Here is a 24387-nt window from a genome sequence, read left to right on the forward strand (position 1 = left end):
CTCACCCCCGCTCGGTGGTCCGTCAGCGGGGGAATGCCAGGTTCCTACCACGGCGGGCGAGGCGGAAAACGGGCGCTAGGTCTCGCCGGAGTCGAGGTCGGGCTCGGGTTCTCGGCCCGGTGTCATGATGTCGAACCTGCGGATGAGGAACGTGAACACGACGTAGTAGACGACGCCGTAGATCAGGCCGAGCAGCAGGATGCCCGGAAGGTTCTGGGTGTTGGACTTGCTCACGTTCAGCAGCATGTCCAGCAGGCCCGCGGAGAAGCCGAAGCCGAGTTGCCCGCCGATGAGCGTGGTGAGCGCCATCGCCAGCCCGGTCAGGATGGCGTGCGCGACCAGCAGCGCGGGCGCGACGAAGATGAACGCGAACTCGATCGGCTCGGTGATGCCGGTGACGAACGAGGCCAGCCCCGCCGAGAGCATGATGCCGCCCACCGTGGCCCGGCGGTGCGGGGGCGCGGCCCGCCACATGGCCAGGGCGGCGGCCGGCAGGGCGAACATCATGACGGGGAAGAAGCCGGCCATGAACTGGCCGGAGTGCGGGGCACCGCCGAAGTAGCAGTTCCAGTCGCCGCCCAGCACGTGACCGCCCACCTCGCACTGCGGCACGACGTACCAGACGACCGAGTTCACGAAGTGGTGCAGGCCGAGCGGGATGAGCAGGCGGTTGATCAGGCCGTAGATGCCGGTGCCGATGGGACCGATGGCGGCCAGGGCCTCGCCGGCATGGCGGATCCACTCGCCGAGGACCGGCCAGAGCCAGCCGAAGAGCACGCCGAGCAGCAGCGCGACGATGGAGGTGATGATCGGTACGAATCGGCGTCCGCCGAAGAACGCCAGCCACGACGGCAGCTTGATCCGGTGGAAGCGCTGCCACAGCAGCGCGGTGACCAGGCCCATCACGATGCCGCCGAGCACTTTGGTGGGGTTCTGCATGCCGTAGTTGATGACTTCTTTGATGCCCTCGTCCTGGACCTGGCGCATGGCCACGGTGTCCCGGATGTCGGAGCCGAAGAACATCACCTTGGTCACCCGGTCGAACACCAGGTAGCCGACGACGGCCGCCAGTGCCGTGCTGCCGTCGGCCTTGCGGGCGAAGCCGATGGCCACGCCCACCGCGAACAGCAGCGGCAGGTTCTGGAACAGCGCGTCCCCGGCCGCGGCCAGCACCGCGGCGACCTGGCTCATCCACGTGAACCCCGGGACGTCGGCCAGACCGCCGGAGGCCGGGCCGTTGGAGCCCAGCATGTCGGGCTGGCCGAACCGGGAGAGCAGCGCGGCCGCGGGCAGGGCCGCGATGGGCAGCATCAGCGAGCGGCCCAGCCTCTGGAGCACGTTCATCACGCGTGCGAGCGGCGAAGGCCGGGCGGCGGCGGTGGTCTCGTTCACCGGGCGTTCCTCCGGGGGGTGGGAGTGGGGCGTCCGCCGGGCCGGCCGTCCGGGCCCGGCGGAGTGGCCCTAGCCCCGTCTAACGGGCATTTCGAGTATGGTCCGCAGCTGATAGCGGTCAGCGCGGTAGGTGGACACGCCGAGCTCCGCGCAGACGCCGCCGGAGAAGGACCTGCGCTGGAGCAGCAGCACGGCGCCGCCGCGCGGGAGCTTCAGCAGGTCGGCGTCGCTCGGGTCGGCGATGCCGCCGTCGATGGTGAGCTCGCCGGCGTCCATGACCAGGCCGTAGCGGCTCTCCAGCAGCTCATACAGCGATTTGTCGGACAAGTCGTAATCGGCCAGGTCGGGGGCGAGCTTGACCGGGATGTGTGCCCGCTCGATGGACAGCGGCTCACCGTCGGCCGTACGCAGGCGTTCGATGAAGTGCACTTCCTCACCCGGCTGGATCCCCAGCTCCTTGGCCAGGTGGGCGCTGGCCCGCACGATGCGGCGGTCGAGGTCGCGCGAGCCCGGGATCATGCCGCGCGCCCTCATGTCGTCGGTGAACGACGTGAGCTGCAACGCCAGCTCGATCTTGGGCCTGGCCACGAACGTGCCCTTGCCCGGCACGCGGTGCAGGCGTCCCTCGGAGACCAGGTGGTCGACGGCCTGCCGTACGGTCATCCTGGACAGGCCGAACCGCTGGCAGAGCTCCCGCTCGGACGGGATGGCGGCGCCGATGCTGAGCTCGTTGCTGTCAATGAGGTCCAGCAGGATCTCGCGAAGCTGGAAGTACTTGGGCACCGGGCTATCCGGATCGATGTGCGCCACGGATCCTCCCCTCGATCGGCAAAGAAGAAATCTGGGACTGGTGGTGCGGCAGTCTATGGGCAGATTTCTTGTTTGGTGGTCATGGGCTATGGTTCGTACTGGTCTAGTCCGGACTAGACCACATGTCGCGAAAGACGGTCAAGTGCGAACCGTATGAATCGAGGGATGAGCTCAGGATGACCACCAAGATGCGCAGTGAGATCGCCGAGCAGCCGGAGGCGCTGCGGGCCACGCTCGACGCCCTGCTCCCCAGGGTCGGCGAGGTGAAGGCGGTGGGCGAGCAGACTCGCCAGCTGCTGTTCATCGCGCGTGGAACCTCCGACAACGCCGCAGTCTACGGCCGCTACCTGGTCGAGTCCCACGCGGGACGGATGGGCGCGCTGGCCGCGCCGTCCATCGCGACGACCTACAAGCGCAAGGTCGACCTGGACGGCGTGCTGGCTGTCGCGATCTCGCAGTCGGGTCGTACGGAGGAGATCGTCGAGACCCTGGCCTGGGCCAAGGACTGCGGCGCGAAGACGGTCGGCATCACCAACGGCGGCGAGGACAGCCCGCTCGCCCAGGCGGCCGACGTCGCGCTGTGCACGCTGGCCGGCGAGGAGAAGGCCGTCCCGGCGACGAAGACGTACACCACGCAGCTCGCCGCGCTGGCCGTGCTGGCGCTGGGCCTGGGCGCCGACGTGGACGCCGGGGACCTGCGGCGGGTGCCCGAGGCGGTCGAGAAGCTGATCGCCGAGCCGGGCGACCTGGACGCGGTCGTCGAAGGGCTGCTGGACAAGCCAGGCGTGGTCGTGTCCGGACGCGGGCTCGCCTTCTCCACGGCCCTGGAGACCGCGCTCAAGCTCAAGGAGGCCTGCTACCTGCACGCCATGGGCCTGTCCTACGCCGACCTGCTGCACGGCCCGATCGCCGTGGTCGACGCCGACACCCCGGCGCTGTTGGTGGCCTCGGAGAACAGCCCCACGCTGTCCGGCACGGTGGCCCTGGCCGAGCGGGTCGTGGCGGCGGGCGCGGCGGCGTACACGATCGGCGGCGGCGACGCGCTCGCGCGGGCCGGCACGGCCGCGCTGAACGGCCCCGACCTGCCCGAATGGGTGGCGCCGATGGGCCTGATCATCCCCGGCCAGCTCCTCACCGAAGCGCTGGCCCGGCGCCTCGGCATCGACCCCGACTCGCCGCGCGGACTCAACAAGGTCACGCAGACGGACTGAGCGAGGCGCCTCGTTTAGCCTGGTCAAGGAGTTGGAACGAGGGAGGACCGGATGGCGGCGGATGTGAATGCGATCATCGCCGGTCTCGGCGGTGCCGACAACATCATCGAGATCGAACCCTGCATCACCCGGTTGCGCACCGAAGTGCACGACGCGTCCAAGGTCGACCAGGCCGCCCTCAGGGCGGCGGGGGCGCACGGCGTGATGGCCGCGGGCAACGTGGTCCAGGTCGTCGTGGGGCCCGAGGCGGACACGATCGCCAGCGACATCGAGGACATCATCGGCTAAGGGCGAGACCATGACGACTGTTCTCGCCCCGGTCGAGGGGGCGGCTGTGGGGTTGGCCGCCGTGCCCGATCCGGTCTTCTCCGCGGGCATGGTGGGACCGGGAACGGCGATCGACCCGCTGCGGGGGCCAGGCAAGGCCGTGGCCCCCATAGCGGGAAAGATCATGAAATTGCATCCGCATGCCTACGTCATCGTGGGGGACGACGGCAGGGGCGTGCTGGTGCACCTGGGCATCGACACGGTCCAGCTCAAGGGGAAGGGCTTCCGGCTGCTGGCGGCCGAGGGCGACAGGGTCAGCGCGGGGCAGCCCGTCGTGGCGTGGGACCCGTCGGCCGTCGAGGCGGGCGGACGGTCCCCGGTCTGCCCGGTCGTGGCCCTCGACGCCCCCTCGGAGTCGGTGACCGGCATCGTCCAAGGGGCGGTGCACGTGGGGGACGAGCTGTTCACATGGATGTAGCGGCCGTCGGCGCGGTCCCCGAGATCGCCGTACGGGCACGGTCGTACCGGCAGAAGACGTCACAATAGGCGTGCCCCCAGCCATACCGGGCACCGGCCCGACCACGAGCGGCCGGCCGCCATTCAAGCAGGGGTCCAGCTGGTCTGGACCGGGTAGAGAAGGAGAGGCTCATGGGTGAGCGCAAGGTCACGGTCGCGGCGGAGGTGGGTCTGCACGCCCGTCCCGCGGCGACGTTCGTGAAACGGGCCCAGCTGGCCCCGATGGACATCAGCGTGGCCAAGGCCAGCGGCGGAGGGGCGCCGGTCAACGGCAAGAGCATCCTCGCGATCATGGCGCTCGACGTCCGGCAGGGCGAGACCGTCGTGATCAGCGCCGAGGGCGACGGCTCCGAGGAGATCCTGGACGAACTGGCCACGATCGCCGGAGCGCCATGAACCTGCGGGGGGTTGGGGTCAGCCCGGGCATCGGGCACGGCCCCGCGTACGTTCTGACCGCCTCTGTGCCCGAACCCCCCGAGGGCAGCACCTACACCGGTGAGGCGGAACAGGAGAAGGAGCGGGCGACGGCCGCGCTCTCACAGGTCGCGGGCGAGCTTGAGGCCCGCGGCAACCAGGCGGGCGGCGAGGCCGAGGAGATCCTCAAGGCGCAGGCGCTGATGGCCGAGGACCCCGGGCTGGTGGTGAAGGTCAGGACCCTCATCGACCGGGGTCTCGCCGCTCCGCGGGCGGTCTTCGAGGCGTTCACCAAATACCGGGACGTGCTCAGCGGGGCCGGCGGTTACCTGGGCGAGCGGGCCGCCGACCTCGACGACATCAGGGACCGGGTGATCGCCCTGCTGACCGGGCACCCGATGCCGGGGCTGCCGGTGGCGCCCGAGGAGCCGTACGTGCTGGTCGCGGTCGATCTGGCGCCCGCCGACACGGCGTTGTTGTCCCGGCGGCACGTGGCCGGGTTCGTCACCGAGCAGGGCGGGCCCACGAGCCACACCGCGATCATGGCACGGGCGATGGGCGTGCCCGCCGTGGTCGCCTGCCCCGGGGCGACCGGCATCCCCGGCGGCGTCCGGGTGCTGGTGGACGGCACGACGGGCGAGGTGAGCCTGGAGCCGTCCGACGACCACGTGGCCGGGGCGCGCGACGCGGCGGCGGCGAAGCAGGCGGCGATCAGCGCGGCCAAGGGGCCGGGCCGGACCGCCGACGGGCACGCGGTGCCGCTGCTGGCCAACGTCGCCGGCCCGGCCGAGCTGACGGAGGCGGTGGCCGCCGGGGCGGAGGGCGTCGGGCTCTACCGGACCGAGTTCCTCTTCCTCGACCGCGCCGACGCCCCGGCCGTCGAGGAGCAGCGGCGGGCCTACCGCGCGGCGCTGGAGGCCGTGCCCGGCGGGACCGTGGTCGTGCGCACGCTCGACGCGGGCGCCGACAAGCCGCTGCGGTTCCTGCCCGCCCCCGCCGAGCCGAACCCGGCGCTGGGCGAGCGCGGGCTGCGCCTGTTCAGGCGGTTCCCCGAGGTGATGGACGCGCAGTTGCGCGCGCTGGCCGCGGCGGCCGAGGATGCGCCGGCCGAGCTGCTGGTGATGGCGCCCATGGTGGCCACGGCCGAGGAGGCCGAATGGTTCGCCGACGCCTGCCGGGCGCGCGGGCTGTCCAAGGTGGGCGTCATGATCGAGATCCCGTCCGCGGCGCTGCGGGCCGGGCAACTGGCCGGGATGGTGGACTTCGTCTCGCTCGGCACCAACGACCTGGCCCAGTACGCCTTCGCCGCCGACCGCCAGCTCGGCACGGTGAGCGGGCTCCAGGACCCGTGGCAGCCGGCGCTGCTCGACCTGATCGCCATGTCCTGCGGCCACGGCAAGCCGGTGGGCGTCTGCGGTGAGGCGGCCGCCGATCCCGCTCTGGCGTGCGTGCTGGTCGGGCTCGGGGCGACCACGCTGTCGATGGGGGCGGGGGCTCTGGGGGCCGTACGGGCCGCGCTGGCCGCGCACACGCTGGAGCAGTGCAGGCTGGCGGCGCGCAACGCGCGGGCCCAGGTCACGGCCGCGAACGCGCGCGCGGTGGCGCGCACGCACCTGCCCGGGCTCGCGGCGCTGGGGGTGTGAACGGGGCGTTTTGGGGCCGCGGGCCTCGGACGGGCCTCGGACGGGCCGCGGCATGGATACCTTGGAAGGCATGTTCAGACGGATCGGCCCGGCAGGGCTCCTGGTGTTGGCGCTGACCGCGTGCGGCGGCGGCGGTGGCGCCCCGGCGAGCGCGGCCCCGGCGAGCGACGGGGCCACCACCCCCGCGGGGAGCACGACCCCACAGAGCCCGCCCCAGGCCGAGGCCGACCCGGTGCTGCGGGCCCTGCGGCGGATGACCCTGGAGGAGAAGGTCGGCCAGCTCTTCATGCCCGTCCTGTACGGCACCGCCGCCGACACCGTCTCCGGCGAGAACCAGGCCCGCTACGGCGCCCAGACCCCGGCCAAGGTGATCGCCCGCTACCACCTGGGCGGCGTGATCCTCTTCCCGGCGAACGTCAGGTCCACCGCCCAGGTCGTCAAGCTCACCAACGGCCTCCAGGAGGCGTCGAAGAAGGTCCCGCTGCTGGTCGGCACCGACCAGGAGAACGGCCTGGTGTCCCGCATGTCCGCGCTGATGACCGACTTCCCGGGCGCGGCCGAGATCGGCGCCACCAAGGACCCGGCGATGTCCAGGGCCGTGGCCAGGGCGACCGGCGAGGAGCTGCGGGCGCTCGGGGTCAACCTCGACTTCGCGCCCGTCGCCGACGTCAACATCAACCCGAGGAACCCGGTCATCGGCAGGCGGGCCTACGGGAACGACCCGTCCGCGGTGGCGAAGATGGTCGCGGCGGCGGTCAAGGGCTTCGGCGACGCCAAGGTGGCGTCCACGGCCAAGCACTTCCCGGGCCACGGCGACACCTCCGTCGACAGCCACACCGGCCTGCCGGTGATCAAGCACACCATGGCCCAGTGGGAGCGGATCGACGCGCCGCCGTTCAGGGCCGCCGTCGGCGCCGGGGTCGACGCCGTGATGAGCGCCCACATCGTCTTCCCCAAGCTCGACCCGTCGGGTGACCCGGCGACGCTGTCCAAGCCCATCCTGACCGGCCTGCTGCGGCAGAAGCTCGGCTTCAAGGGCGTGATCTCCACCGACGCGCTCAACATGGAGGGCGTGCGCAAGAAGTACGGCGACGGCGAGGTGGCCGTGCGCGCGGTGCTGGCCGGGGCCGACCTGCTGCTCATGCCGTACGACCTGGGCAAGGCGTACCAGGCGGTGCTGGGGGCGGTGAAGTCGGGGCGCGTCTCGGAGGATCGCCTCGACCAGTCGGTCGTCCGGCTGCTCAGGCTCAAGCAGAAGAGGGGGCTGCTGTCCGCGGCGCCCGTCGCGTCGGCGCAGGAGGCGGCCGGTGTGCTGCGGTCGCCCGAGCACCGCAAGCTGGCCGCCGAGGTGCGGGCCGCGGGGTAGGCGCGAAAGCCGATTCGCGGGGTTCTATCCTAGAACCGGATTCGAGCGAGGAGGCGGTCGTGGTCGCAGGGGTGCTCATCGACTGGGGTGGCGTGCTCACGACCAGCCTGACCGACTCCATCGCCCGGTGGCTGGCGGCCGACCGGATCGACGCCGAGCACTACCGCTCGGTGATGCGCGAGCTGGTCGACCATGCCTACCAGGGCGGCGAGGGCCAGAACGTCGTGCACGCGCTCGAACGCGGCGAGCTCGACGGCCCGGCCTTCGAGCGCGACCTGGCCGCCCGGCTGCTCACCGTCGACGGCGTGCCGCCGGTGGCCGAGGGGCTGCTGGAGCGCATGTTCGCGCAGTTCGAACGGGTCGACGCCATGTACGACATGCTCCGCGACGTACGGAAAAATGGGGTTAAGACGTGTTTGTTGTCTAACTCCTGGTCGAACACCTACCCCCGCCACGAATGGGACGGCCTCTTCGACGCGGTCGTGATCTCCGGCGAGGTCGGCATGCGCAAACCCGAGGAACGCATCTTCCGACACGCCCTCGACCAGGTCGGACTGCCCGGCGAGCAGTGCGTCTTCATCGACGACATCGAGGCCAACATCCTGGCCGCCCGCGCGCTCGGCATCACCGGAATCCACCACCGCGACGCCGACACGACCCTCACAGAGCTGGAGTCCGTTCTCCGGCTCACGCTGCGACGGGCATGATGGTGCCCTTGCGATTTCGGAAAGGTTCGTGATGCGCGTCTATCTGCCGTGCACCCTCCCCGCCCTCGCCCGCGCGGTCGAGGCAGGGGAACTGGGGCCGGCCCCCCTGACCGGTTACGCGGTGACCCCCGCGCTGACCGAGTGGTACGCCTCGGGCGACACCGAGGAACTGGAGTACGTCGCACTGACCGAGGCGGCCCGCGCCTCGCTGCGCATGCTGGCCGCCGACCGCGCCGACGGCGTGGCCGCCGGGCCCAGGCGGGTGGTGGTCGCCGCCGAGGTGCCCGACGGCTCGGTCTCGGCCGGCGTCGGCCTGGAGGAGCGGGCCCGCGTGCGGCTCGCCGCGGCCGTCCCGATGGCGAAGGTGGCCGCGGTGCACATCGACGACCATGACGCCGCCGCCGACATCAAGGCCGCCGTCGAGGCGCTGCCCGCCTCCGACGACGGCGACGACGACGCCCGGTTCACGGTCGACGGCGCGGAGGCCCATGAGCTCATGTGGTATGCCACCCAGGAGATCCCGGACCTGCTGCGTTCAGAATAAGCTTGATGGGACATGACAAAACACATCATCTGGGATTGGAACGGGACGCTCTTTCACGACGTCGAGGCCGTCGTAGGTGCCACCAACGCCCTCTTCAAGCCGTACGCGCTGCCCGAACTGACCGCCGACGGGTTCCGCGCGGTCTACACCCGCCCCATCTGGGTCGCCTACGAGCGCCTGCTCGGCAGGCCGCTGGCCGAGGGGGAGTGGGAACTGCTGGACGACGGGTTCCATGAGCACTACTTCAGGCTGAGCGCCGCCTGCGGCCTGGCCCCCGACGCCGAGGTGGTGCTCGGCGGCTGGGCCGGCACCCAGTCGCTGTGCTCGATGGCCCCCCACGCCCATCTGGTGCCGATCGTCGAGTCCTTCGGCATCACCCGGCACTTCACCCGGGTCGACGGGCTGGTCGGGAGCACGGGGGGCGAGAAGGCCGTGCACATGACCACGCACATCCAGGCCCTCGACGTCGATCCCGGCGAGATCCTGGTGATCGGCGACAGCGTCGACGACGGGCTCGCCGCGCGGCACGTGGGTGCGCGGGCGGTGCTCTACACCGGCGGCATGACCTCGCGGGCCGAGCTGGAGGGCACCGGCCTGCCCGTGGTGGACACGCTCGCCCAGGCGCTCCAGTACGCCTGAGGGGCATGCCGGATCCGCCTCGGGGGAAGCCCCGGGGCGGGCGGCGGCCGTACCCTTGCCGGTAACCCCTCAGGAGGTCGCCATCAACCGCCTTGTGCTCTGGAACGTCGATCTCACCCTGGTCGACGTCGCCATCGTGACCCGGGACGCCTACGCCGAGGCGTTCCGCGCCGTGACCGGCCGGCCGCTGGTCAAGCTCGTGCCGCCGCTGGGCCGCCCCGACTCCGAGATCGTCTTCGAGACGCTGGCCGTCAACGGGATCCAGGCCGAGGACGACCATCTGCCCCGGTTCCTGGCTGCGCTCGCCCTCGCCTTCGCCGACCGGCGCGGCCGGCTGGCCAAGGAGGGCCGGATGATGCCGGGCGCCAAGAGCGCGCTGAAGACGGTGGCCCGGCTCGACGGCGTCGTGCAGTCGGTGCTGACCGGCACGATCAAGGGCAACGCCGTGCACAAGCTCAAGGCGTTCGGGCTGGACAAGTACGTCGACTTCGAGCTCGGCGGCTACGGCGAGGAGGTCTACCCCAAGGCGACGCTGTTGCAGGTCGCCCAGGGGAGGGCCAAGCAGCGGCTGGGCACGCCGTTCACGGCGGCCAACACGGTCGTGATCGGCGACTCCACGCGTGACGTGCAGGCGGCCAGGATCGGCGGGGCCGCCGTGATCGGGGTCGCCTCCGGGCGGTCCACGGCCGCCGAGCTGCGGGAGGCGGGCGCCGACCTGGTGCTGCCGGACCTGTCCGACGCCTCGGAGGTGGTGGCCGCCGTGAACGGCCTGACCTCCCCCCTGGACCGCAAGGCCGGCTGACCCGCCTGCTCCGCCCCGCTGACCTGCGCCGCCGTGCGGTGGATCAGGGCAGGGCGGTGAGGAAACGGGCCGCGACGGGGGCCGCCACGGCCGAGCCGGCGCCGCCGCCCTCCACGACCACCGCGAACGCCACGTCCCCCTTGTAGCCGATGAACCACGAGTGCGCGGGCGGCTCCTTGCCCGAGCCGTACTCGGCCGTCCCGGTCTTGCCCGCGGTGCCCGCGGGGAAGTGCGCGGCCTTGGCGGTGCCGTCCGTGACGACGGCGGGCATGAGCTTGCGCAGGGCGGAGACCACGCCGCGCTCCAGCGGGCGCGGGCGGTCGTCGGAGACCATCCCCTTGGGCACGATCCGCGGCGGGATCCAGGCGCCCGAGGCGATGGCGGCGGCGACGGAGGCCATGTTGAGCGGGCTGGCCAGCACCCGGCCCTGGCCGATGGAGGCCGAGGCGAGGTCGGTGTCGTCCTTGGGGTCGGGGAACTCGGCCCGCACGGCGGGCACGCCCGGGTTGATCGCGGTGCCGAAGCCGAAGCTCCTGGCCACCTCGGCCAGCCTGCCGCCGTTCAGCTCGGCCACGCTCATCTCGCCGAACGTGGTGTTGCACGAGTGCGCGAAGGCGTCCTGGAAGGAGAGCGTGCCGTAGTCCTTGAAGCCGGCGTTGTGGAAGGGGAAGCCGCCGATGTTCTTCTCGGCCGGGCAGGTGACCGTCCTGGCGGGCTCGACCCCGTCCGCGACCAGCGCCGAGGCCGTGACGACCTTGAACGTCGAGCCGGGCGGATACTTGCCCAGCAGCGCCCGGTTGAAGCCGCCGGGCTTGTTGACGACGGCCAGCATCTCGCCGGTCGAGGCGCGCAACGCCACCAGCGAGGCCGGCTTGGTCACGCCTTCGAGCGCCGCGGCCCCCGCCTCGTGCACCTTCAGGTCGATCGTGGTGGTGAGCGGCTCGGTGCCGCCCGGCTTGACCAGCGTCTCGACCAGCTCGTCGCCCTTGTAGAGGCCGATGATGGAGTCGCCGCTCCCGTTGAAGCGGTCGGGGTAGGTCTGCTTGATGCCCTCCACCAGTTGCTGCACCGAGCCGGGGGCGTCCGCGCCGCCGATCTCGGTGCCGTCGGCGGCCCGGACGCTCACCGCGTCGCGCTTCTGGGCTACCAGGCGCAGCGAGAGGCCCTTCTTGAGCTGGGGGTGCAGGACGGCCGGGGTCCAGGCGACCTTCCACGCGCCGTCCTGCTCGACCACCTTGAGCCGGCTGCTGTACTTCCAGTCCCGGCGGCCTTGCAGGTTGACGTTGAAGGCCAGGTAGCCGTCGTCGTCCGGGCCGTCGTCGGCGAAGGGGCCGGTCGACCGGGAGCGGGAGAAGGTGGCCTGCTCGACCTTGAGGTCGGTGCTGAAACGCCGGTGCCAGGCCTCGAAGTCGGTGGGCGGGTCGGCGACGAGCCGGCGCATCTTCGCATAGTCCTTGACGGACCAGGCCGAGAGGTATTCGTCGGTCGTCTGCTCGGGTGAGCCTTCCGTCCGCAACAGCCAGATGGTGGCCCCCGCCGCCACCACCAGCACGAGAAGGACTGCCAGGACCAGCGGCCACCTGCGCCGCCGTCGGCGGCGCGGCTCCTCCGGCCGAAGTCGCCCGTACAGGGCCCCCGTTTGTGATGCCATGGCCTGAGGACACCAGACAGTGAGACGTCCCGTCCAATATTGATATGACGGCTACATAGATATAAATCTGGATATAGTGGCTGGTCATGGACCTGGTCCGGCATCTCCGCTACTTCGTCGTGGTGGCGGAGGAACTGCACTTCGGGAACGCCGCGATCCGCCTCGGCATGGCCCAGCCGCCGCTCAGCCAGCGCATCAAGCGCCTGGAGGAGGAGCTCGGCGTGCCGCTCTTCGACCGGTCCGCCCGCCAGGTGCGCCTGACCGAGGCCGGGCGGCTGCTGCTCGGCGAGTCCCGGGAGATCGTGGCCAGGGTCGAGCGGCTGCGCGAGCTGGCCCGCCACGGCGACGGCGGCGTGCTCAAGATCGGGGTCCCGCCCGACCTGGCCGCCTCCGTGATCGCCGCCCTGGTCGCGGGCTTCCGGGCGGCGAATCCGGACGTACGGCTCGTCCCCGCCGAGATCTGGACGGCCCACCAGGTGTCCGCGCTGGCCGAGGGCACGATCGACGTCGGGCTCGTCCGCCATCCGGTCGCCGCCCCCGGCCTGGACTTCGGCCAGGTGCTCGTGCAGCCCCAAGGCGTGCTGCTGGCCGGGGACGACCCGCTGGCCGAGGCCGGCGAGGTGCACCTGACCGAGCTGGCCGGGCGCGAGCTGCTGATGCCGCCCAAGGAGGGCGAGCCGGGCTGGCACGCAGAGACGCTGGCCGAGTGCCGCCGGCACGGCTACGTCCCCGCCCAGGTGCACCAGGGCGCCGGGCTCGGCCTGGTGCTCGCGGGCCAGGCGGTGGCGTTCGGGCCGAAGGCGGACGTCCCTGGGCTGGCGTGGCGGCCGCTGCTAGGCTCGCCGATCGCGTGCCGGGTCTCCACCGCCTGGCGAGCGGCGACGGGCACGAGGAAGGATTGGGTGGCCGAGTTCTCGGCCGTTGCCGTACGCACGTTGAAGGAGAGCGCCGGGATGACCGACGAGGGCGCCGCGCCCGCGCGGCGGATCAGCCGGAGGCCGGGGATGCTGGCATGAGCGATCCCGACTACGCGGCGCTGTTCCGGATGGCCGGGGTCACCGGCTGGCTGCACGCCTGCGACATCGACTCAGGGCGGGAGGCCGGGCACGACGCCGACGAGCCGGTGCCCCTGGCGTCGGTGTTCAAGCTGCCGCTGCTGGTGGAGTTCTGCCGGCAGGCCGACGCCGGGCTGCTGGACGCGACGGCCCCGACGACCGTCACGGCCGACCGGCGGGTCTCGGGGCCCACGGGCCTGTCGGCCATGCTCGACGACGTGACGATGTCGCTGCGCGACCTGGCGTACCTGATGATGGCGGTGAGCGACAACACCTCCGCCGACGTGCTGCTCGACCGGGTGGGCATGGAGGCGGTCAACACCATGCTGGACGCCTTCGGCCTCGACGGCACCCGGCTGCGGCAGAGCGGCCGGGCCCTGTTCGAGTCCATGGAGCTGGACACCGGCCACGGGTGGCCGTACCTGGATCCCGACGACATCTCCCGCCTGCGGGTGCTCGACCCGGCGCGGACGAACCGCAGCACTCCCCGCGAGATGACCCGCCTGCTCTCCATGATCTGGCGGGACGAGGCCGCCACGCCGGAGTCCTGCTCCTGGATGCGCGCCGTGCTCAACATGCAGGTGTGGCCCCACCGGCTGGCCTCGGGCTTCCCGTACGACGACGTCGAGGTCGGCGGCAAGACCGGGTCGCTGCCGACGCTGCGCACCGAGGTCGGCGTGGTCGAGTACCCCGACGGCGGCCGGTACGCGGTGGCGGTGTTCACCCGCTCGTCCAGCACGGCGGTCATCCAGCCGCGCGCCGACGCGGTGATCGGCACGGCGGCGCGTATGGCGGTGGACCACCTGAGGAGGTAGCAAGTTATGTGGGAGGTCAGGTATGACTTTCCACCTACCGGGCGACAGGATGGGGCACATGGTTGCTGAAGGTGCGCTTCTCTGGGAGCCGACCGACGAGGTCGTGGCCGCCGCCAAGCTGACCCGCTACCTGGAGTGGCTGGGACGGTCCGGAGCGAGCTACGAGGAGGTGTGGCAGTGGTCCGTCGACCGTCCTGAGGACTTCTGGACGTCGGTCTGGGACTACTTCGACGTCATCGGGGAGCGCGGTGACGGGCCGGTGCTGTCGGGCGAGATGCCCGGCGCGACCTGGTTCGCGGGAGCCTCGGTCAACTACGCCGAGAACGCGCTGCGGCGTACCGAGGGCACCGCCCTGGTCTTCGTCTCCGAGGACGGCGCCCGCCAGGAGCTGACGTACGCCGAGCTGCGCGACGAGGTGGCCCGCGTCCGCGCCGGCCTGGCCCGGCTCGGCGTCACCAGGGGCGACCGCGTGGCCGGCTACCTGCCGAACATCCCGCAGGCCCTGATCGCCTTCCTCGCCACCGCCTCGCTCGGCGCGATCTGGTCGGCAGGCTCGCCCGACTTCGGGGTGCCGAGCATCGTCGACCGGTTCAAGCAGATCGAGCCCAAGGTGCTCATCGCGGTCGACGGCTACCGCTACAACGGCAAGACCTACGACCGCTCCGACGCCGTCAACGAGATCGCCGCCGAGCTGCCCACGCTGCGCGCCACGGTCTGGATCCCCTACCTGTCGGCGGCCGGCGACGGCCGCGCCCCCCAGCAGGCCGAGCCCGGTGCCGCGCACACGCGTTCGGTGCCGCACGGCGAGGTGATCGGCTGGGAGGGGCTGCGGGCCGAGGCGGGGCCGCTGGAGTTCGACCGGGTGCCGTTCGGCCACCCGCTGTGGATCCTCTACTCCAGCGGCACGACCGGGCTGCCCAAGCCGATCGTGCACGGGCACGGCGGCGTGCTGCTCGAACACCTCAAGTCGCTCGCCTTCCACCAGGACCTGGGTGAGGAGGACGTGTTCTTCTGGTACACCACCACGGGCTGGATGATGTGGAACTACCTCATCGGCGCCCTGCTGGTGGGGGCCACGCCGGTGCTCTACGACGGCTCGGCCACGTATCCCTCGTCCGCCGCGCTCTGGCGGATCGCCGCCCAGGAGCAGGTGACGTACTTCGGGGTGGGGGCGCCGTACATCATGGCCTCGCTGAAGGAGGGGATCCGGCCGACCGGGCTGGAGCGGCTGCGCGGCATCGGCTCGACGGGCTCGCCGCTGCCGCCCGAGGGGTTCGAATGGGTCGCCGCCGAGCTGCCCGGTACGCCGATCGGGTCGTTCTCCGGCGGCACCGACGTGTGCACCGGGTTCGTCGGGGCCACGATGCTCCACCCGATCAGGGCGGGGATCATCCCGTGCCGGTCGCTGGGGGCGAAGGTGGAGTCGTACGACCCCAAGGGCGAGCCGGTGGTCGGCGAGGTGGGCGAGCTGGTGCTGACCCGGCCGATGCCCTCGATGCCGGTGATGTTCTGGAACGACCCCGACGGGCGGCGCTACTTCGAGAGCTACTTCGACGTCTACCCCGGCGTGTGGCGGCACGGCGACTGGATCAAGATCAACGAGGACGGCGGCTGCGTCATCTACGGCCGCTCCGACTCGACACTCAACCGCGGCGGCGTGCGCATGGGCACCAGCGAGTTCTACCGGGTCGTGGAGCGGTTCGACGAGATCGCCGACAGCCTGGTGATCGACACCGGCCAGCTCGGCCAGGAGGGCCGCCTGCTGCTCTACGTCACCCTCGCCGAGGGCGCCGAGTTCGGCGAGCAGCTCGAACGCGCCCTGTGCGCGGCCCTTCGCCAGGAGCTGTCGCCCCGGCACGTGCCGAACGAGATCCGCGTCGTGCCCGGCATCCCCCGGACGCTGTCCGGCAAGAAGCTGGAGGTGCCCGTACGCAAGATCCTGCTCGGCACACCCGTCGAGGAGGCGGCCAACCCCGACGCCATGGCGAACCCGGAGGTGTTGCGGCACTTCAGGCCGTAGCGACGGCGGATGCTCAGGGCTCCAGGCCGAACAGGGGCAGGCAGGCGTCCAGGTGGTGGATCTCGATGTCGGGCGACGGCGGCCAGTCCTCGCGGGCCATGCGGAAGCGCCGGGTGACGACCGGCTCGCCCTTGCGCGCGTGCACGGTGACGCCGTCGTCGCGGTAGCCGAGCTTCCTGGTCACCGCCAGTGAGGCGTGGTTGTCCTCGAACGCCTCCGTCACGGCGTGCCGCGCGCCGAGCCCGGCGAAGGCGAAGTGCAGGACGGCCCTGCGCATCTCCGTGCCGATGCCGAGGCCCTGGAAGCGCCGCCCCAGCCAGGAGCCCGTCTTGACCTGCCGGGCCACGGGGAAGCTCGTCGCGGTGATGCCCTGGGTGCCGACCACCTGGCCCTCGTGCACCGCGACCAGCTCCACCGACCAGTCGTCGGCGGTGAACTCGGCCCAGCTCCTGAAGTGGTACTGGACCGTACGGCGTACCCGCTCGGCCGGGGCCGCCTCGGACCACGGGCGCAGGAACGGCATGAAGCCGGCGTCGTGGACGCCCTCGGCCGCCCGGTCGGCCAGTTCGTCGAGGTCGTCGAGGGTGGGGTGCCGCAGTTCCAGTCGCGGCGTGGTGATGGAGAGCTCGAAGAGCGGCCAGTTACGCATATCTCGGCATACTTCCACCCGTGCTGACGCTCGCGCGACTCGTTTTTTGCCTGCCCCTGATTTTCTCCGGAAAGGTTTTGCCGAACGGTGTGCTTTCCGGGCTTCGGCTTGGCTAAGGTTGGGGCTGTTCGGAGGGGTGAACAGAGGTCCGGGTGGGTGAACGCGCAGCTCACTCCCCGGCTTCTGGAGGAAAGGCGGATGCGTCCATGGCGCATCCGCCTTTTCTTGGTCGCCCCCTTCTCTGCTTGCCCAAGACGCCGCTAAAGCTTTGACTTTGTTGTCGTATAAAAGCGATATGCCGGTTTTTAGTGGGATTTACCAGTGTCGTGAATTGTTGGTGATCTGGGTAGGCGTTGACCTATGATCACAAAGGTTCGGAGAGCGGTTGTTTTCGCCGCTCTCGGGTGTGGTGGGCTTCCCTTCCTGGCCGGTGCGCCCGCCGTGGCGGACACGGCTGTGCCCGGCACCGCTGGGCCCGGCGCGACCGGGCCCGACACGACTGGGCCCGACACGACCGGGCCTGGCACGACCGGGCGCGACACGGCCGGGCGCGGCACTACTGGGCGCGACACGGCCGGGCGTGGCACGACCGGGCCTGGCACGGAGGTCGTGCTGCGGCCGGGCGACCGCGGCGAGACCGTCAGACGCCTCCAGGAGCGGCTGCACCGGAACGGCTACTACTACGGCAGGATCAACGGCGTCTACGACGAGCAGACCAAGTTCGGCGTGTGGGCCCTCCAGAAGCACCGGCACCTGCGTCCCCAGGGCGCGGTTGGACCGGAGGTGTGGCGGGCCTTCGACCGTCCGGTGCGGATGAAGCCGCTGGTCCCGAACGGCGAGGCCGACCGGGTCGAGATCAACCTGCGTTACCAGCTCCTCGTCGTCTACCGCCACCGCCGCCCGGCGCTCGTCTCGCACGTCTCGACGGGCGCGCGGGTCAGCTACTGCGAGAACGGCCACTGCGGCAACGCGATCACCCCGACCGGCGACTTCCACGTCACCAGCCGCGCGCCGGGCTGGACCGAGGGGCCGCTGGGCACGATGTACGACTCCCTCTACTTCGTCGGGGGCATCGCCATGCACGGCTCGTCCAAGGTGCCGCTGCGGCCCGCCTCGCACGGGTGCGTCCGGCTGCCGCTGCCCACCTCGAAGCGGCTGTTCGACATGGTGAAGATCGGCGAGCCCGTCTACGTGCGGGAGAAGTAGGTCAGATGCCCTGCGGCAGGCGGAACAGCCGGTCGGGGTCGTAGGTCGACTTCACCTCGGCCAGGCGGGCGGCGTTGGGGCCGTAGTAGGCGCCGCGCCAGCCGGTCAGGTCGGGATCGATGTAGTTCACGTAGGCGTGCTCGCCGAAGTGGGGGGTCATCTCGCCGTGCAGCCCGCGCAGCCAGGTCCGGTCCGTGCCCTCCGCGTAGTACTGCACGCTGTAGAGCGCGGCCCGGTGCGGGAACGCCGTGGCGGTCGGCTTCACCCGGCCCACCGCGCCGCCGAGCGCGTCCAGCAGCACGGAGTGCCGTCCGCCGCGCGCCACCCCGTCCACCAGCCTCCGGACGCCGTCGGCCGGGAGCTTGGCGTAGGCCAGGTGCGACTTGGCGGCGAACGCCTCCCTCGGCGTCCGGCGGCACTGCTCCACCGACCGCGAGGCGCATCCCGCCATGATCATCATCGCCTCCCGGTACGACGTGGTCCGCACGGACCTCGACGACGGCGTGCCGATCCGCGCGACCAGCGGGGCGAGCAGGCGGTCCAGTGACGCCTTCGGGCCCTCGTACGTGCCGACGACGAGCACGTCCAGGCCGCGTTCCGCGCGCGTCAGGTGCAGCGACGACCACAGCTCGTCCGGCGCGGACGGGCCCCACGACTGCCAGGCGCGCACCGCGGCCCCCGCCTTCGACCACGGCCAGTGCAGGAAGAACACGGTGAGGTCGCGCGTGGCGTGGGTGCGGAAGGTGAAGGAGACCGCGATACCGACGTTGCCGCCGCCACCGCCGCGGCAGGCCCAGTAGAGGCCGGAGTGGTGGGTGGCGTCCGCGGTCAGCAGGCGGCCGTCGGCCGTGACCACGCGGACGGACTCCAGGGTGTCGCAGGTGAGCCCGTACTTCCTCGACACCACGCCGAGGCCGCCGCCCAGCGTCAGCCCGGCGATCCCGACCGTGGGGCACGAGCCCGCCGGGATGCTCACGCCGTGCCGGGCCAGCCGGTCGTAGACGTCGATCAGCTTGGCGCCCGCCCCGACCGTGGCCCGGCCGGAGGCGTAGGAGACCGCGTTCATCCGGGACACGTCGATCACCAGGCCGGTGCCGGTGGACCAGCCCGCGTAGGAGTGGCCGCCGGAGCGGGCGGTGACCGCGACGCCGGTCGCGCGCGCGAACGCCAGGCACGCCGAGACGTCCGCCGGGCTCGCGCAGTACGCCACGCCGCCCGGCCTGATCCGGTCGTAGGCGGGGTTGAACAGGCGGCGGGCGCTGTCGTACCCGGAGTCGCCGGGCAGCACCAGCGTGCCCGCGAGCTGCCTGCGCAGCCGCGCCCAGTCCGGCGGCGGCGCCGACCGCCCCGCGCCGGCCGCCCCGACGCCGGACACCTCAGCGCCGGACGGCCCGAAGCCGGACGTTCGCGCGCCGGTGGCCGGTGCGCGGGGCGTCCTCGCGTCGGCGGCGAGTGCCAGCGGCGCGAGCGCGGTGAGGTGGAGAAAGTCGCGGCGGTCCATGGTCGTCCCCCGTCGGTCGTGTCGAACCGATCGATGAGACGCGTGGATCTCCGGACAAGTTGGTCACAACTCCATCACTGCAAAAATCACCCCGCCGTCCCTCCGAATCCAAAGATGTTCTGACCGGCCCCCACCCGCGTCAGCCCCGGGGCCTTCCTCAACACACCGTCCTTGACCAGCCGAAGCGGCGACATGGGCGGTTTCGGCCCGTCCCCGTTCGTCTGGGCGATGCGCAACGCCAGCGCCGGGCACATCTCGACCGCCCGCCGCGCGTCCTTGACCATCCATCCCGGCACGTTCCTGAACGACGGGAACCCGTAGTCGTCCAGGTCCACGAACTCCGGCAGCAGGTGCGCGCACAGTCCGTGCCCCTGGCAGCGGGTCCAGTCCACCTCCAGCCGGTACTCGGGCTCCACCTCGGGCTCGGGCATCGGCAGCACGCCGCGCACCGGCCGGCCGCACGAGCCGTGCTCCAGGTGGAGCGCGATCTCGCTCTCGAACGCGTCGAGCGCCGACAGCACGAACTTGGCCGTGCCGTCCGGGTGGAAGCACGCGCCACGCCGCTCGACGGCGCGCACGCACCGGCGTACGGCGTCCACGGAGCCCGTGCCCTCGGCGATCGCGCACAGCGCCCGCGCCACGTCGGGCAACCCCAGGCGGCAGGGACCGCACTGCCCGGCCGACTCGGCGGCCAGGTACGAGGCCACCCTGGCCGCCTCGCCCAGGGGACAGGTGGCGTCGCCGAGCGGCACGATGATCCCGGCCCCCAGCGTGGCCCCGGCCAGCTTCATGCCCTCCCGCGAGATCACCGCGGACCTGGCCACCTCGGCCGACAGCCACGCGCCGTGGTAGCCGCCGACCAGCACGCCGTCCCCGGCCTCGGCCTCGCACAGCGCGAGGACGTCGGCCAGCAGGACGCCGGTCGGCGCCTCGATCACCGCGCCGTTGGCCGCGCCGCCGCTCACCGTGAGCAGGATCGTGCCGGGCTCCTTGCTGGTGCCCACCTCGGCGTACTTCTCGGGGCCGTACTCGGCCAGCAGCGCGAACTGCGCGTAGGTCTCGGTGTTGGACAGCAGGGTCGGCAGCCCGTCCACGCCGCTCGTCGCGGCCCGCCGCTTCCTTCCCGGCGGGATGGCCTCCTCGCCGTTCACGCCGCGGACGAGCGCACCGCCCTCCCCGCTGATGAACCTCTCCGCCAGCCCGACCACCCGGATCGGGATGCGGCTCTCCGAACCGCCCGACACGTTCGCGGCCCGGCGTTCGGCCACTGCGGCCGACACGGACGACTCGGCCACCTCGCCCGCGACGGTGGCCACGACCACCTCTCGGGCGCCCAGGGCCTCCGCCGCCAGGATGGCGCCGTCCAGCACGAGGTGCGGGTTGCGGGTGAGCAGCATGGCGTCCTTGGAGCTGGCCGGCTCGCCCTCGGCGCCGTTGACCAGCACCACGCTCTCGCCGGTGCCCGCCGCGTCCGCCACGGCCCGCAGTTTGCGCCCGAACGGGAAGGCGGCGCCGCCCCGTCCGCGCATGTCCACCTCGTTCACCATGGAGATGAGCTCGGCCAGCTCGCGCGGGCGCGGTTCGCCGTGCAGCGTCCGGTGCGCGGGCAGGTCGAGCCGCCGGCAGTGGTCGAGCCCGGCGGTCAGCCGCGCCGGACCCATCCGCAGCACGCGCGGCACCCGGTGCGGGATCACGACCGGCTCCCTGAGGTCGCGCGGCGCGGGCTCATCCGGCCTCCCGGTACCTGCGTCGCGCGTCGGCCAGGCTCACCGGCGCGTCTGCCGGCGCCCCGGCGGTGGCCGCCGCCGCTGCCGCCGTGGCACGCGGCCGCTCGACGGGCACGTCCGCCGCGACCCCGGCCGTCACGACGGGCGCCTCGACCCTCTCCGGTACGACGGGCGGCCTGCGCAACGTGGCCAGCACGCGCACGACCAGCGCCGAACCGACCGCGGCCAGGCACGCCACGTACGACCAGGCCACCCAGCCGGCCGGCGGACGGCCCGCCGTCAGCCCGTGCATGATCGCGATGGGCCAGGCCAGGTAGGCGGCCGAGTGCAGCAGCCGCCACAACCACGGCGTGCCGCGTACGGCGAAGCGGCCTCGGAGCATGCCCGTGACCACCGCCACGATCATGAGATCGAAGGCGAGCGCGCCGAGCCCCACGTAGAGCCCGGCGACCGGCACGACCGCGGCCCCCGGCGGCGCGTGTCCCAGGCCGACCATGAGGACGATGTGCGTGACCAGGTAGGCCAGGCCGATGAGTGCGGTGGCCCGGTGCGCGAGCTGCGCCCTGACCCGGTTGGGCGGGGACAGGAACACGCGTTCGGTGGTGAGCAGGCCGAGCGCGACCGTCGCGGTCAGCAGCACCAGGGCGAACACGCCCGCGTAGAACTCTAGGAAACTGACTCCCCGGCCGAGCAGCGCGACGCCGCGTTCGGTCCTGGCCAGCGCGAACACCGACAACAGGACGGCGGTCAACGAGGCGCTCGCCCCCAGCCGGACGTTCCTTGTGTCCAGCTTTGTGGGGGCGTGCCGGGGGTGTCGTCTGTGGAGCATCTGTTTCCCTCCAAGGTCGGGTGAGGGTACGACTCGGAAGGCTGATGGGGACGTGTCAGCAGCGGCGCCCCCGGTTGATGCACGAGACGACGAACTGCATCAGCCGATCGGGCATGACGTTGGCGAAATCCGCGTGGTCGGTAACCGGGTTGTGCTTCTGTTCAGGGAACGCGTCCACGGCGAACGACGGACCCTGTGGAACTGTGTAGGCGAGGATCATGCGCAGTTGCGGAATCGCCCTGGTGCCTTGCGGACAAGCGCCGTTCTGCCCGGGGAAGCCCACGTGCGTGCGGTGATTGGCGCTGTCGGTGTTCTGACCGTCCCAGCAGCTGGGGAAATCCAGAATACGAAGAACCTGACTTCCGCGCGGGCAAAGCGGATATTTATCGGGACTTATGCGATTTGTGAATCCTGTGCAGGTCCAGCGGGCCCGCGCGTTGGCCGCGCCGTTCGTCCCGGCCTTGGCGTCGCCGGTGATCAGCCGCAGGAACCTCGGCATCGCGACGACCCTGGAGGTCGCGTTGCCCCGGAACTGCAGGGTCACCGCGCGGGCGCGGATCACCTGGCCCACGTTGCCGTCGGGGTCCTGGGCGTTCGCGTCCACTTTACGGTCACGGAGAACCGGCCAGAAGTAAGTGGATTTATCCCCTGCGCGGCAGGTGGTGTCGGCGGCGGCCAGGCTCTCGTCGGTGGAGAAACCGTCCGTGGACAGGTTGCCCACATAGTCGTGGAGGTGGTGGGCGCCGTTGCTCACGCCGGGGGCCACGATGAAATTGTCGGGGTTGTTGTGGCCATTGCGATTGGTGCCGCATTGAGCGACGAATGTGCCGCGTGAGCCGTTCCTGCCGATGCCGGCGTCGAGCCTCAGAGGCTGCACCTGGCGGATGTCCACGAAGTCCTCGACGAACGGGCCCAGATTCAGACAGTCGTCGTCCTGGGTGGCCGTGGGAGAGGGGGAGGCGGTCCTGGTCGGCCGTCCGCGCCGGTCCGACGACTGGTCGCCGGGGTCCTGCGGGTCCTGGGGATTCTGGGGGTCTTGGGGGTTCTGCGGGTCCTGAGGGTTCTGGGGGTCCTGGGAATTCTGGTCGGGGTTCTGGGGTGCCTCCGGGGTGGGGGTCCGGGGCGAGCGGTTGCGTCTGAACAGGCCGGTGGACTCCTCCGGATCCGGCGACTGCGCGGGGTCGCGCAGCCCGATCCCGCCGCCCTGCACCTGCTGGTCGGGCGCCTGCTGATCAGGGGCCTGCTGGTCGGGGAACTGCTGGTCGGGCGCTTGCTGGTCCGGCGCCTGTTGGTCGGGGGCCTGCTGGTCCGGTGCCTGCTGATCAGGGACCTGCTGGTCGGGGGCGCGGTCGCCCTGGCGACGGGCGTTCTCCTGGCTGGCCTGGGCCGGGTCGCAGAGGTCGGCCCGCGCCGGCACCACCCCGATGACGGCGGCGGACACCAGGCTCCCCGCCGCCACGGCAAGAGCGGACATGGCCGCGGCCATGCGCCCAGTTCTCCTCATGGTTGTCTCCTCGTTTCGACCGCCTCGGCGGCGGCGGGCGGCCACCACGGAGCCGCCGGGCATGAGGGTCTCGCCGCACGAAGCCGTTGCATGGTGGGAGGTACGCGGGCTTACACCATCAGGTTCAGCCATGACCGGAGATAGTTAGAAATAACTGGAGTTATCGGAGTGGCTGCCGGACGGATAACGAAGGTGTAAAGATGTGCCCCGTGCTAGGTCACCTCGACGGCAGGTTCGAGAGTGCGGATGCCGAGGCGGAACATCGCATCGCGGTGCTCTACCAGGAGTTCGGCGGCCCTCTGCTGCGCCACGTACGCAAATCGACTGGTAACGATCTGCAATGGGCTGAGGACGTCGTACAGGAGACGCTGGTCAGGGCCTGGCGTAACTCGGCAAGACTGCAATGGGAACCGAGCCTTTTATGGGCGTGGCTGCTGACAGTGGCCCGCCGCATCGTTATCGATGGACGTCGACGGAAGAGCGCCCGGCCTCACGAGGTCGAGCCGCCCGAGGTCGACCAGATGTCAGTGCCGGACGGCTCCGAGCGCGCCCTCTCGGCGATCGTGGTCGCCGACGCGCTGCGCAGCCTGTCCGACGAACACCGCGAAGTCATTGAGCAGACCTATCTCCGAGACCGTACGATAAGTGAGGCGGCGGAGATTCTGGGGATACCGCCGGGCACGGTGAAGTCCCGGCTCTACTACGGGATCCGGGCTCTCCGCGAACAGCTGCGGGACAAGGGGGTAGCCGGCTGATGCACGACGGGGTGGCCGCCTACGCCCTCGGTGTCCTCGACGATGAGGAGCACGAGGCGTTCGAGCGCCACCTCGACGCGTGCGAGCGGTGTCAGGCCGAGCTCGTGGAGCTGGCCGAGCTTCCCGACCGGCTCGACGACCTCAAGAACGTCCCCTCGGCCTCCGGCGATGATCCCCCCATGTCGATGTCACGTTGACGTCTATGCCCTTTTCGGGTGATATCGGTACGGCGAGGCGTACGCCCGGAATCAGGCCGGGTGTTCAGGGGGAGGTGTTCGGTGGGCATCGACGGTGATGCGCCCGTTCCCCCGCATCGGCGGATCCGCACCGGGCCGGGCACGCGTGGCCCGGCCGGTGTCCCCTG

At 71.4% G+C, this 24387-nt stretch carries 24 protein-coding genes; 16 read left to right on the plus strand and 8 right to left on the minus strand.

Features of this window, described 5'->3' with window-relative positions; all coding sequences use genetic code 11:
• Positions 1 to 75: 75 nt before the first annotated feature.
• Both ACWCSU_RS02195 and ACWCSU_RS02200 read right to left on the minus strand, forming a co-directional pair.
• Entirely contained in the window at positions 76 to 1392 is a 1317-nt protein-coding gene (locus tag ACWCSU_RS02195; RefSeq protein WP_357703034.1) for a PTS transporter subunit EIIC, read from the minus strand.
• Between the two features lie 69 nt (positions 1393 to 1461).
• Positions 1462 to 2202, minus strand: a complete 741-nt coding sequence (locus ACWCSU_RS02200) for a GntR family transcriptional regulator (protein WP_357703032.1) — start codon at positions 2200 to 2202, stop codon at positions 1462 to 1464.
• 176 nt (positions 2203 to 2378) lie between these two features.
• On the opposite strand from ACWCSU_RS02200, the gene ACWCSU_RS02205 reads away from it, so the two are divergent.
• From ACWCSU_RS02205 to ACWCSU_RS02250, 10 genes are all read left to right on the plus strand, one after another.
• Positions 2379 to 3413 carry an SIS domain-containing protein gene (locus tag ACWCSU_RS02205; protein WP_357703030.1) on the plus strand — a complete coding sequence of 345 codons (1035 nt, stop codon included), beginning with the start codon at positions 2379 to 2381 and terminating at the stop codon, positions 3411 to 3413.
• Positions 3414 to 3464: 51 nt separating this feature from the next.
• A complete protein-coding gene (locus ACWCSU_RS02210; RefSeq protein WP_125632338.1) occupies positions 3465 to 3701 on the plus strand; it encodes a glucose PTS transporter subunit EIIB in 237 nt (78 codons plus the stop codon).
• Positions 3702 to 3711: 10 nt separating this feature from the next.
• On the plus strand, positions 3712 to 4158 hold the full coding sequence (locus ACWCSU_RS02215; protein WP_357703028.1) for a PTS sugar transporter subunit IIA: 447 nt from the start codon (positions 3712 to 3714) through the stop codon (positions 4156 to 4158).
• Between the two features lie 170 nt (positions 4159 to 4328).
• A complete protein-coding gene (locus tag ACWCSU_RS02220) occupies positions 4329 to 4592 on the plus strand; it encodes an HPr family phosphocarrier protein (protein WP_357703026.1) in 264 nt (87 codons plus the stop codon).
• Positions 4589 to 6253 (plus strand): phosphoenolpyruvate--protein phosphotransferase, encoded by a 1665-nt coding sequence (gene ptsP / locus ACWCSU_RS02225; RefSeq protein WP_357703024.1) that lies wholly within the window; start codon positions 4589 to 4591, stop codon positions 6251 to 6253. The genes ACWCSU_RS02220 and ptsP overlap by 4 nt, the downstream gene beginning before the upstream one ends.
• 70 nt (positions 6254 to 6323) lie before the next feature.
• The gene (locus ACWCSU_RS02230; RefSeq protein WP_449932968.1) at positions 6324 to 7619 is read left to right on the plus strand and encodes a glycoside hydrolase family 3 protein; all 1296 of its coding nucleotides are present in this window, start codon (positions 6324 to 6326) and stop codon (positions 7617 to 7619) included.
• 59 nt (positions 7620 to 7678) lie between these two features.
• Positions 7679 to 8326 carry an HAD family hydrolase gene (locus ACWCSU_RS02235; RefSeq protein ID WP_357703020.1) on the plus strand — a complete coding sequence of 216 codons (648 nt, stop codon included), beginning with the start codon at positions 7679 to 7681 and terminating at the stop codon, positions 8324 to 8326.
• Positions 8327 to 8357: 31 nt separating this feature from the next.
• Positions 8358 to 8870 (plus strand): DUF6912 family protein, encoded by a 513-nt coding sequence (locus ACWCSU_RS02240; protein WP_357703018.1) that lies wholly within the window; start codon positions 8358 to 8360, stop codon positions 8868 to 8870.
• A gap of 12 nt (positions 8871 to 8882) precedes the next feature.
• The gene (locus tag ACWCSU_RS02245) at positions 8883 to 9509 is read left to right on the plus strand and encodes an HAD family hydrolase (RefSeq protein ID WP_357703017.1); all 627 of its coding nucleotides are present in this window, start codon (positions 8883 to 8885) and stop codon (positions 9507 to 9509) included.
• A gap of 94 nt (positions 9510 to 9603) precedes the next feature.
• Entirely contained in the window at positions 9604 to 10311 is a 708-nt protein-coding gene (locus ACWCSU_RS02250; protein WP_364086448.1) for an HAD family hydrolase, read from the plus strand.
• A 43-nt stretch (positions 10312 to 10354) separates the two neighbouring features.
• On the opposite strand, the gene ACWCSU_RS02255 is transcribed toward ACWCSU_RS02250, so the two are convergent.
• Positions 10355 to 11962, minus strand: a complete 1608-nt coding sequence (locus ACWCSU_RS02255) for a penicillin-binding transpeptidase domain-containing protein (RefSeq protein WP_449932971.1) — start codon at positions 11960 to 11962, stop codon at positions 10355 to 10357.
• 86 nt (positions 11963 to 12048) lie between these two features.
• On the opposite strand from ACWCSU_RS02255, the gene ACWCSU_RS02260 reads away from it, so the two are divergent.
• Genes ACWCSU_RS02260 through ACWCSU_RS02270 form a run of 3 tightly spaced genes read left to right on the plus strand, consistent with a single transcriptional unit; the run spans position 12049 to position 15852 of the window.
• Positions 12049 to 12978, plus strand: a complete 930-nt coding sequence (locus ACWCSU_RS02260) for a LysR family transcriptional regulator (protein ID WP_397040624.1) — start codon at positions 12049 to 12051, stop codon at positions 12976 to 12978.
• A complete protein-coding gene (locus ACWCSU_RS02265) occupies positions 12975 to 13832 on the plus strand; it encodes a serine hydrolase (protein ID WP_357703009.1) in 858 nt (285 codons plus the stop codon). The genes ACWCSU_RS02260 and ACWCSU_RS02265 overlap by 4 nt, the downstream gene beginning before the upstream one ends.
• Before the next feature lie 58 nt (positions 13833 to 13890).
• Positions 13891 to 15852, plus strand: coding sequence for an acetoacetate--CoA ligase (locus ACWCSU_RS02270; protein ID WP_449932974.1), 1962 nt, complete (start codon positions 13891 to 13893; stop codon positions 15850 to 15852).
• A 13-nt stretch (positions 15853 to 15865) separates the two neighbouring features.
• On the opposite strand, the gene ACWCSU_RS02275 is transcribed toward ACWCSU_RS02270, so the two are convergent.
• A complete protein-coding gene (locus ACWCSU_RS02275) occupies positions 15866 to 16501 on the minus strand; it encodes a GNAT family N-acetyltransferase (protein WP_449932976.1) in 636 nt (211 codons plus the stop codon).
• A 441-nt stretch (positions 16502 to 16942) separates the two neighbouring features.
• On the opposite strand from ACWCSU_RS02275, the gene ACWCSU_RS02280 reads away from it, so the two are divergent.
• The gene (locus tag ACWCSU_RS02280; RefSeq protein WP_449932978.1) at positions 16943 to 17707 is read left to right on the plus strand and encodes a L,D-transpeptidase family protein; all 765 of its coding nucleotides are present in this window, start codon (positions 16943 to 16945) and stop codon (positions 17705 to 17707) included.
• A 1-nt stretch (position 17708) separates the two neighbouring features.
• Here ACWCSU_RS02280 and ACWCSU_RS02285 read toward each other — a convergent pair whose 3' ends face one another.
• From ACWCSU_RS02285 to ACWCSU_RS02300, 4 genes are all read right to left on the minus strand, one after another.
• A complete protein-coding gene (locus ACWCSU_RS02285; RefSeq protein ID WP_449932980.1) occupies positions 17709 to 19208 on the minus strand; it encodes an FAD-binding oxidoreductase in 1500 nt (499 codons plus the stop codon).
• Positions 19209 to 19294: 86 nt separating this feature from the next.
• The gene (locus tag ACWCSU_RS02290; protein ID WP_357702999.1) at positions 19295 to 20902 is read right to left on the minus strand and encodes an NADH-ubiquinone oxidoreductase-F iron-sulfur binding region domain-containing protein; all 1608 of its coding nucleotides are present in this window, start codon (positions 20900 to 20902) and stop codon (positions 19295 to 19297) included.
• 31 nt (positions 20903 to 20933) lie between these two features.
• Positions 20934 to 21764: a ferric reductase-like transmembrane domain-containing protein gene (locus tag ACWCSU_RS02295; protein WP_449932983.1), complete on the minus strand. Its 831-nt coding sequence runs from the start codon at positions 21762 to 21764 to the stop codon at positions 20934 to 20936.
• 55 nt (positions 21765 to 21819) lie between these two features.
• On the minus strand, positions 21820 to 23250 hold the full coding sequence (locus tag ACWCSU_RS02300; protein WP_449932985.1) for a DUF1996 domain-containing protein: 1431 nt from the start codon (positions 23248 to 23250) through the stop codon (positions 21820 to 21822).
• Positions 23251 to 23468: 218 nt separating this feature from the next.
• On the opposite strand from ACWCSU_RS02300, the gene ACWCSU_RS02305 reads away from it, so the two are divergent.
• Together ACWCSU_RS02305 and ACWCSU_RS02310 are read left to right on the plus strand one after the other, a co-directional pair.
• Positions 23469 to 24023 carry a sigma-70 family RNA polymerase sigma factor gene (locus ACWCSU_RS02305; RefSeq protein WP_364086468.1) on the plus strand — a complete coding sequence of 185 codons (555 nt, stop codon included), beginning with the start codon at positions 23469 to 23471 and terminating at the stop codon, positions 24021 to 24023.
• Positions 24023 to 24220: a zf-HC2 domain-containing protein gene (locus ACWCSU_RS02310; protein WP_357702991.1), complete on the plus strand. Its 198-nt coding sequence runs from the start codon at positions 24023 to 24025 to the stop codon at positions 24218 to 24220. Before ACWCSU_RS02305 ends, ACWCSU_RS02310 begins: the two co-directional genes overlap by 1 nt.
• Positions 24221 to 24387 lie beyond the last annotated feature (167 nt).

The sequence above is a fragment of the Nonomuraea sp. NPDC001699 genome (genome assembly GCF_053596455.1).

Bases quoted from the DNA above. Each gene is read 5' to 3' on its own strand.
- ACWCSU_RS02205 (WP_357703030.1), top strand. From the start codon at position 2,379: ATGACCACCAAGATGCGCAGTGAGATCGCCGAGCAGCCGGAGGCGCTG.
- ACWCSU_RS02210 (WP_125632338.1), top strand. From the start codon at position 3,465: ATGGCGGCGGATGTGAATGCGATCATCGCCGGTCTCGGCGGTGCCGAC.
- ACWCSU_RS02215 (WP_357703028.1), top strand. From the start codon at position 3,712: ATGACGACTGTTCTCGCCCCGGTCGAGGGGGCGGCTGTGGGGTTGGCC.
- ACWCSU_RS02220 (WP_357703026.1), top strand. From the start codon at position 4,329: ATGGGTGAGCGCAAGGTCACGGTCGCGGCGGAGGTGGGTCTGCACGCC.
- ptsP (WP_357703024.1), top strand. From the start codon at position 4,589: ATGAACCTGCGGGGGGTTGGGGTCAGCCCGGGCATCGGGCACGGCCCC.
- ACWCSU_RS02230 (WP_449932968.1), top strand. From the start codon at position 6,324: ATGTTCAGACGGATCGGCCCGGCAGGGCTCCTGGTGTTGGCGCTGACC.
- ACWCSU_RS02240 (WP_357703018.1), top strand. From the start codon at position 8,358: ATGCGCGTCTATCTGCCGTGCACCCTCCCCGCCCTCGCCCGCGCGGTC.
- ACWCSU_RS02245 (WP_357703017.1), top strand. From the start codon at position 8,883: ATGACAAAACACATCATCTGGGATTGGAACGGGACGCTCTTTCACGAC.
- ACWCSU_RS02255 (WP_449932971.1), bottom strand. From the start codon at position 11,962: ATGGCATCACAAACGGGGGCCCTGTACGGGCGACTTCGGCCGGAGGAG.
- ACWCSU_RS02260 (WP_397040624.1), top strand. From the start codon at position 12,049: ATGGACCTGGTCCGGCATCTCCGCTACTTCGTCGTGGTGGCGGAGGAA.
- ACWCSU_RS02265 (WP_357703009.1), top strand. From the start codon at position 12,975: ATGAGCGATCCCGACTACGCGGCGCTGTTCCGGATGGCCGGGGTCACC.
- ACWCSU_RS02270 (WP_449932974.1), top strand. From the start codon at position 13,891: ATGGTTGCTGAAGGTGCGCTTCTCTGGGAGCCGACCGACGAGGTCGTG.
- ACWCSU_RS02275 (WP_449932976.1), bottom strand. From the start codon at position 16,501: ATGCGTAACTGGCCGCTCTTCGAGCTCTCCATCACCACGCCGCGACTG.
- ACWCSU_RS02285 (WP_449932980.1), bottom strand. From the start codon at position 19,208: ATGGACCGCCGCGACTTTCTCCACCTCACCGCGCTCGCGCCGCTGGCA.
- ACWCSU_RS02295 (WP_449932983.1), bottom strand. From the start codon at position 21,764: ATGCTCCACAGACGACACCCCCGGCACGCCCCCACAAAGCTGGACACA.
- ACWCSU_RS02300 (WP_449932985.1), bottom strand. From the start codon at position 23,250: ATGGCCGCGGCCATGTCCGCTCTTGCCGTGGCGGCGGGGAGCCTGGTG.
- ACWCSU_RS02305 (WP_364086468.1), top strand. From the start codon at position 23,469: ATGTGCCCCGTGCTAGGTCACCTCGACGGCAGGTTCGAGAGTGCGGAT.
- ACWCSU_RS02310 (WP_357702991.1), top strand. From the start codon at position 24,023: ATGCACGACGGGGTGGCCGCCTACGCCCTCGGTGTCCTCGACGATGAG.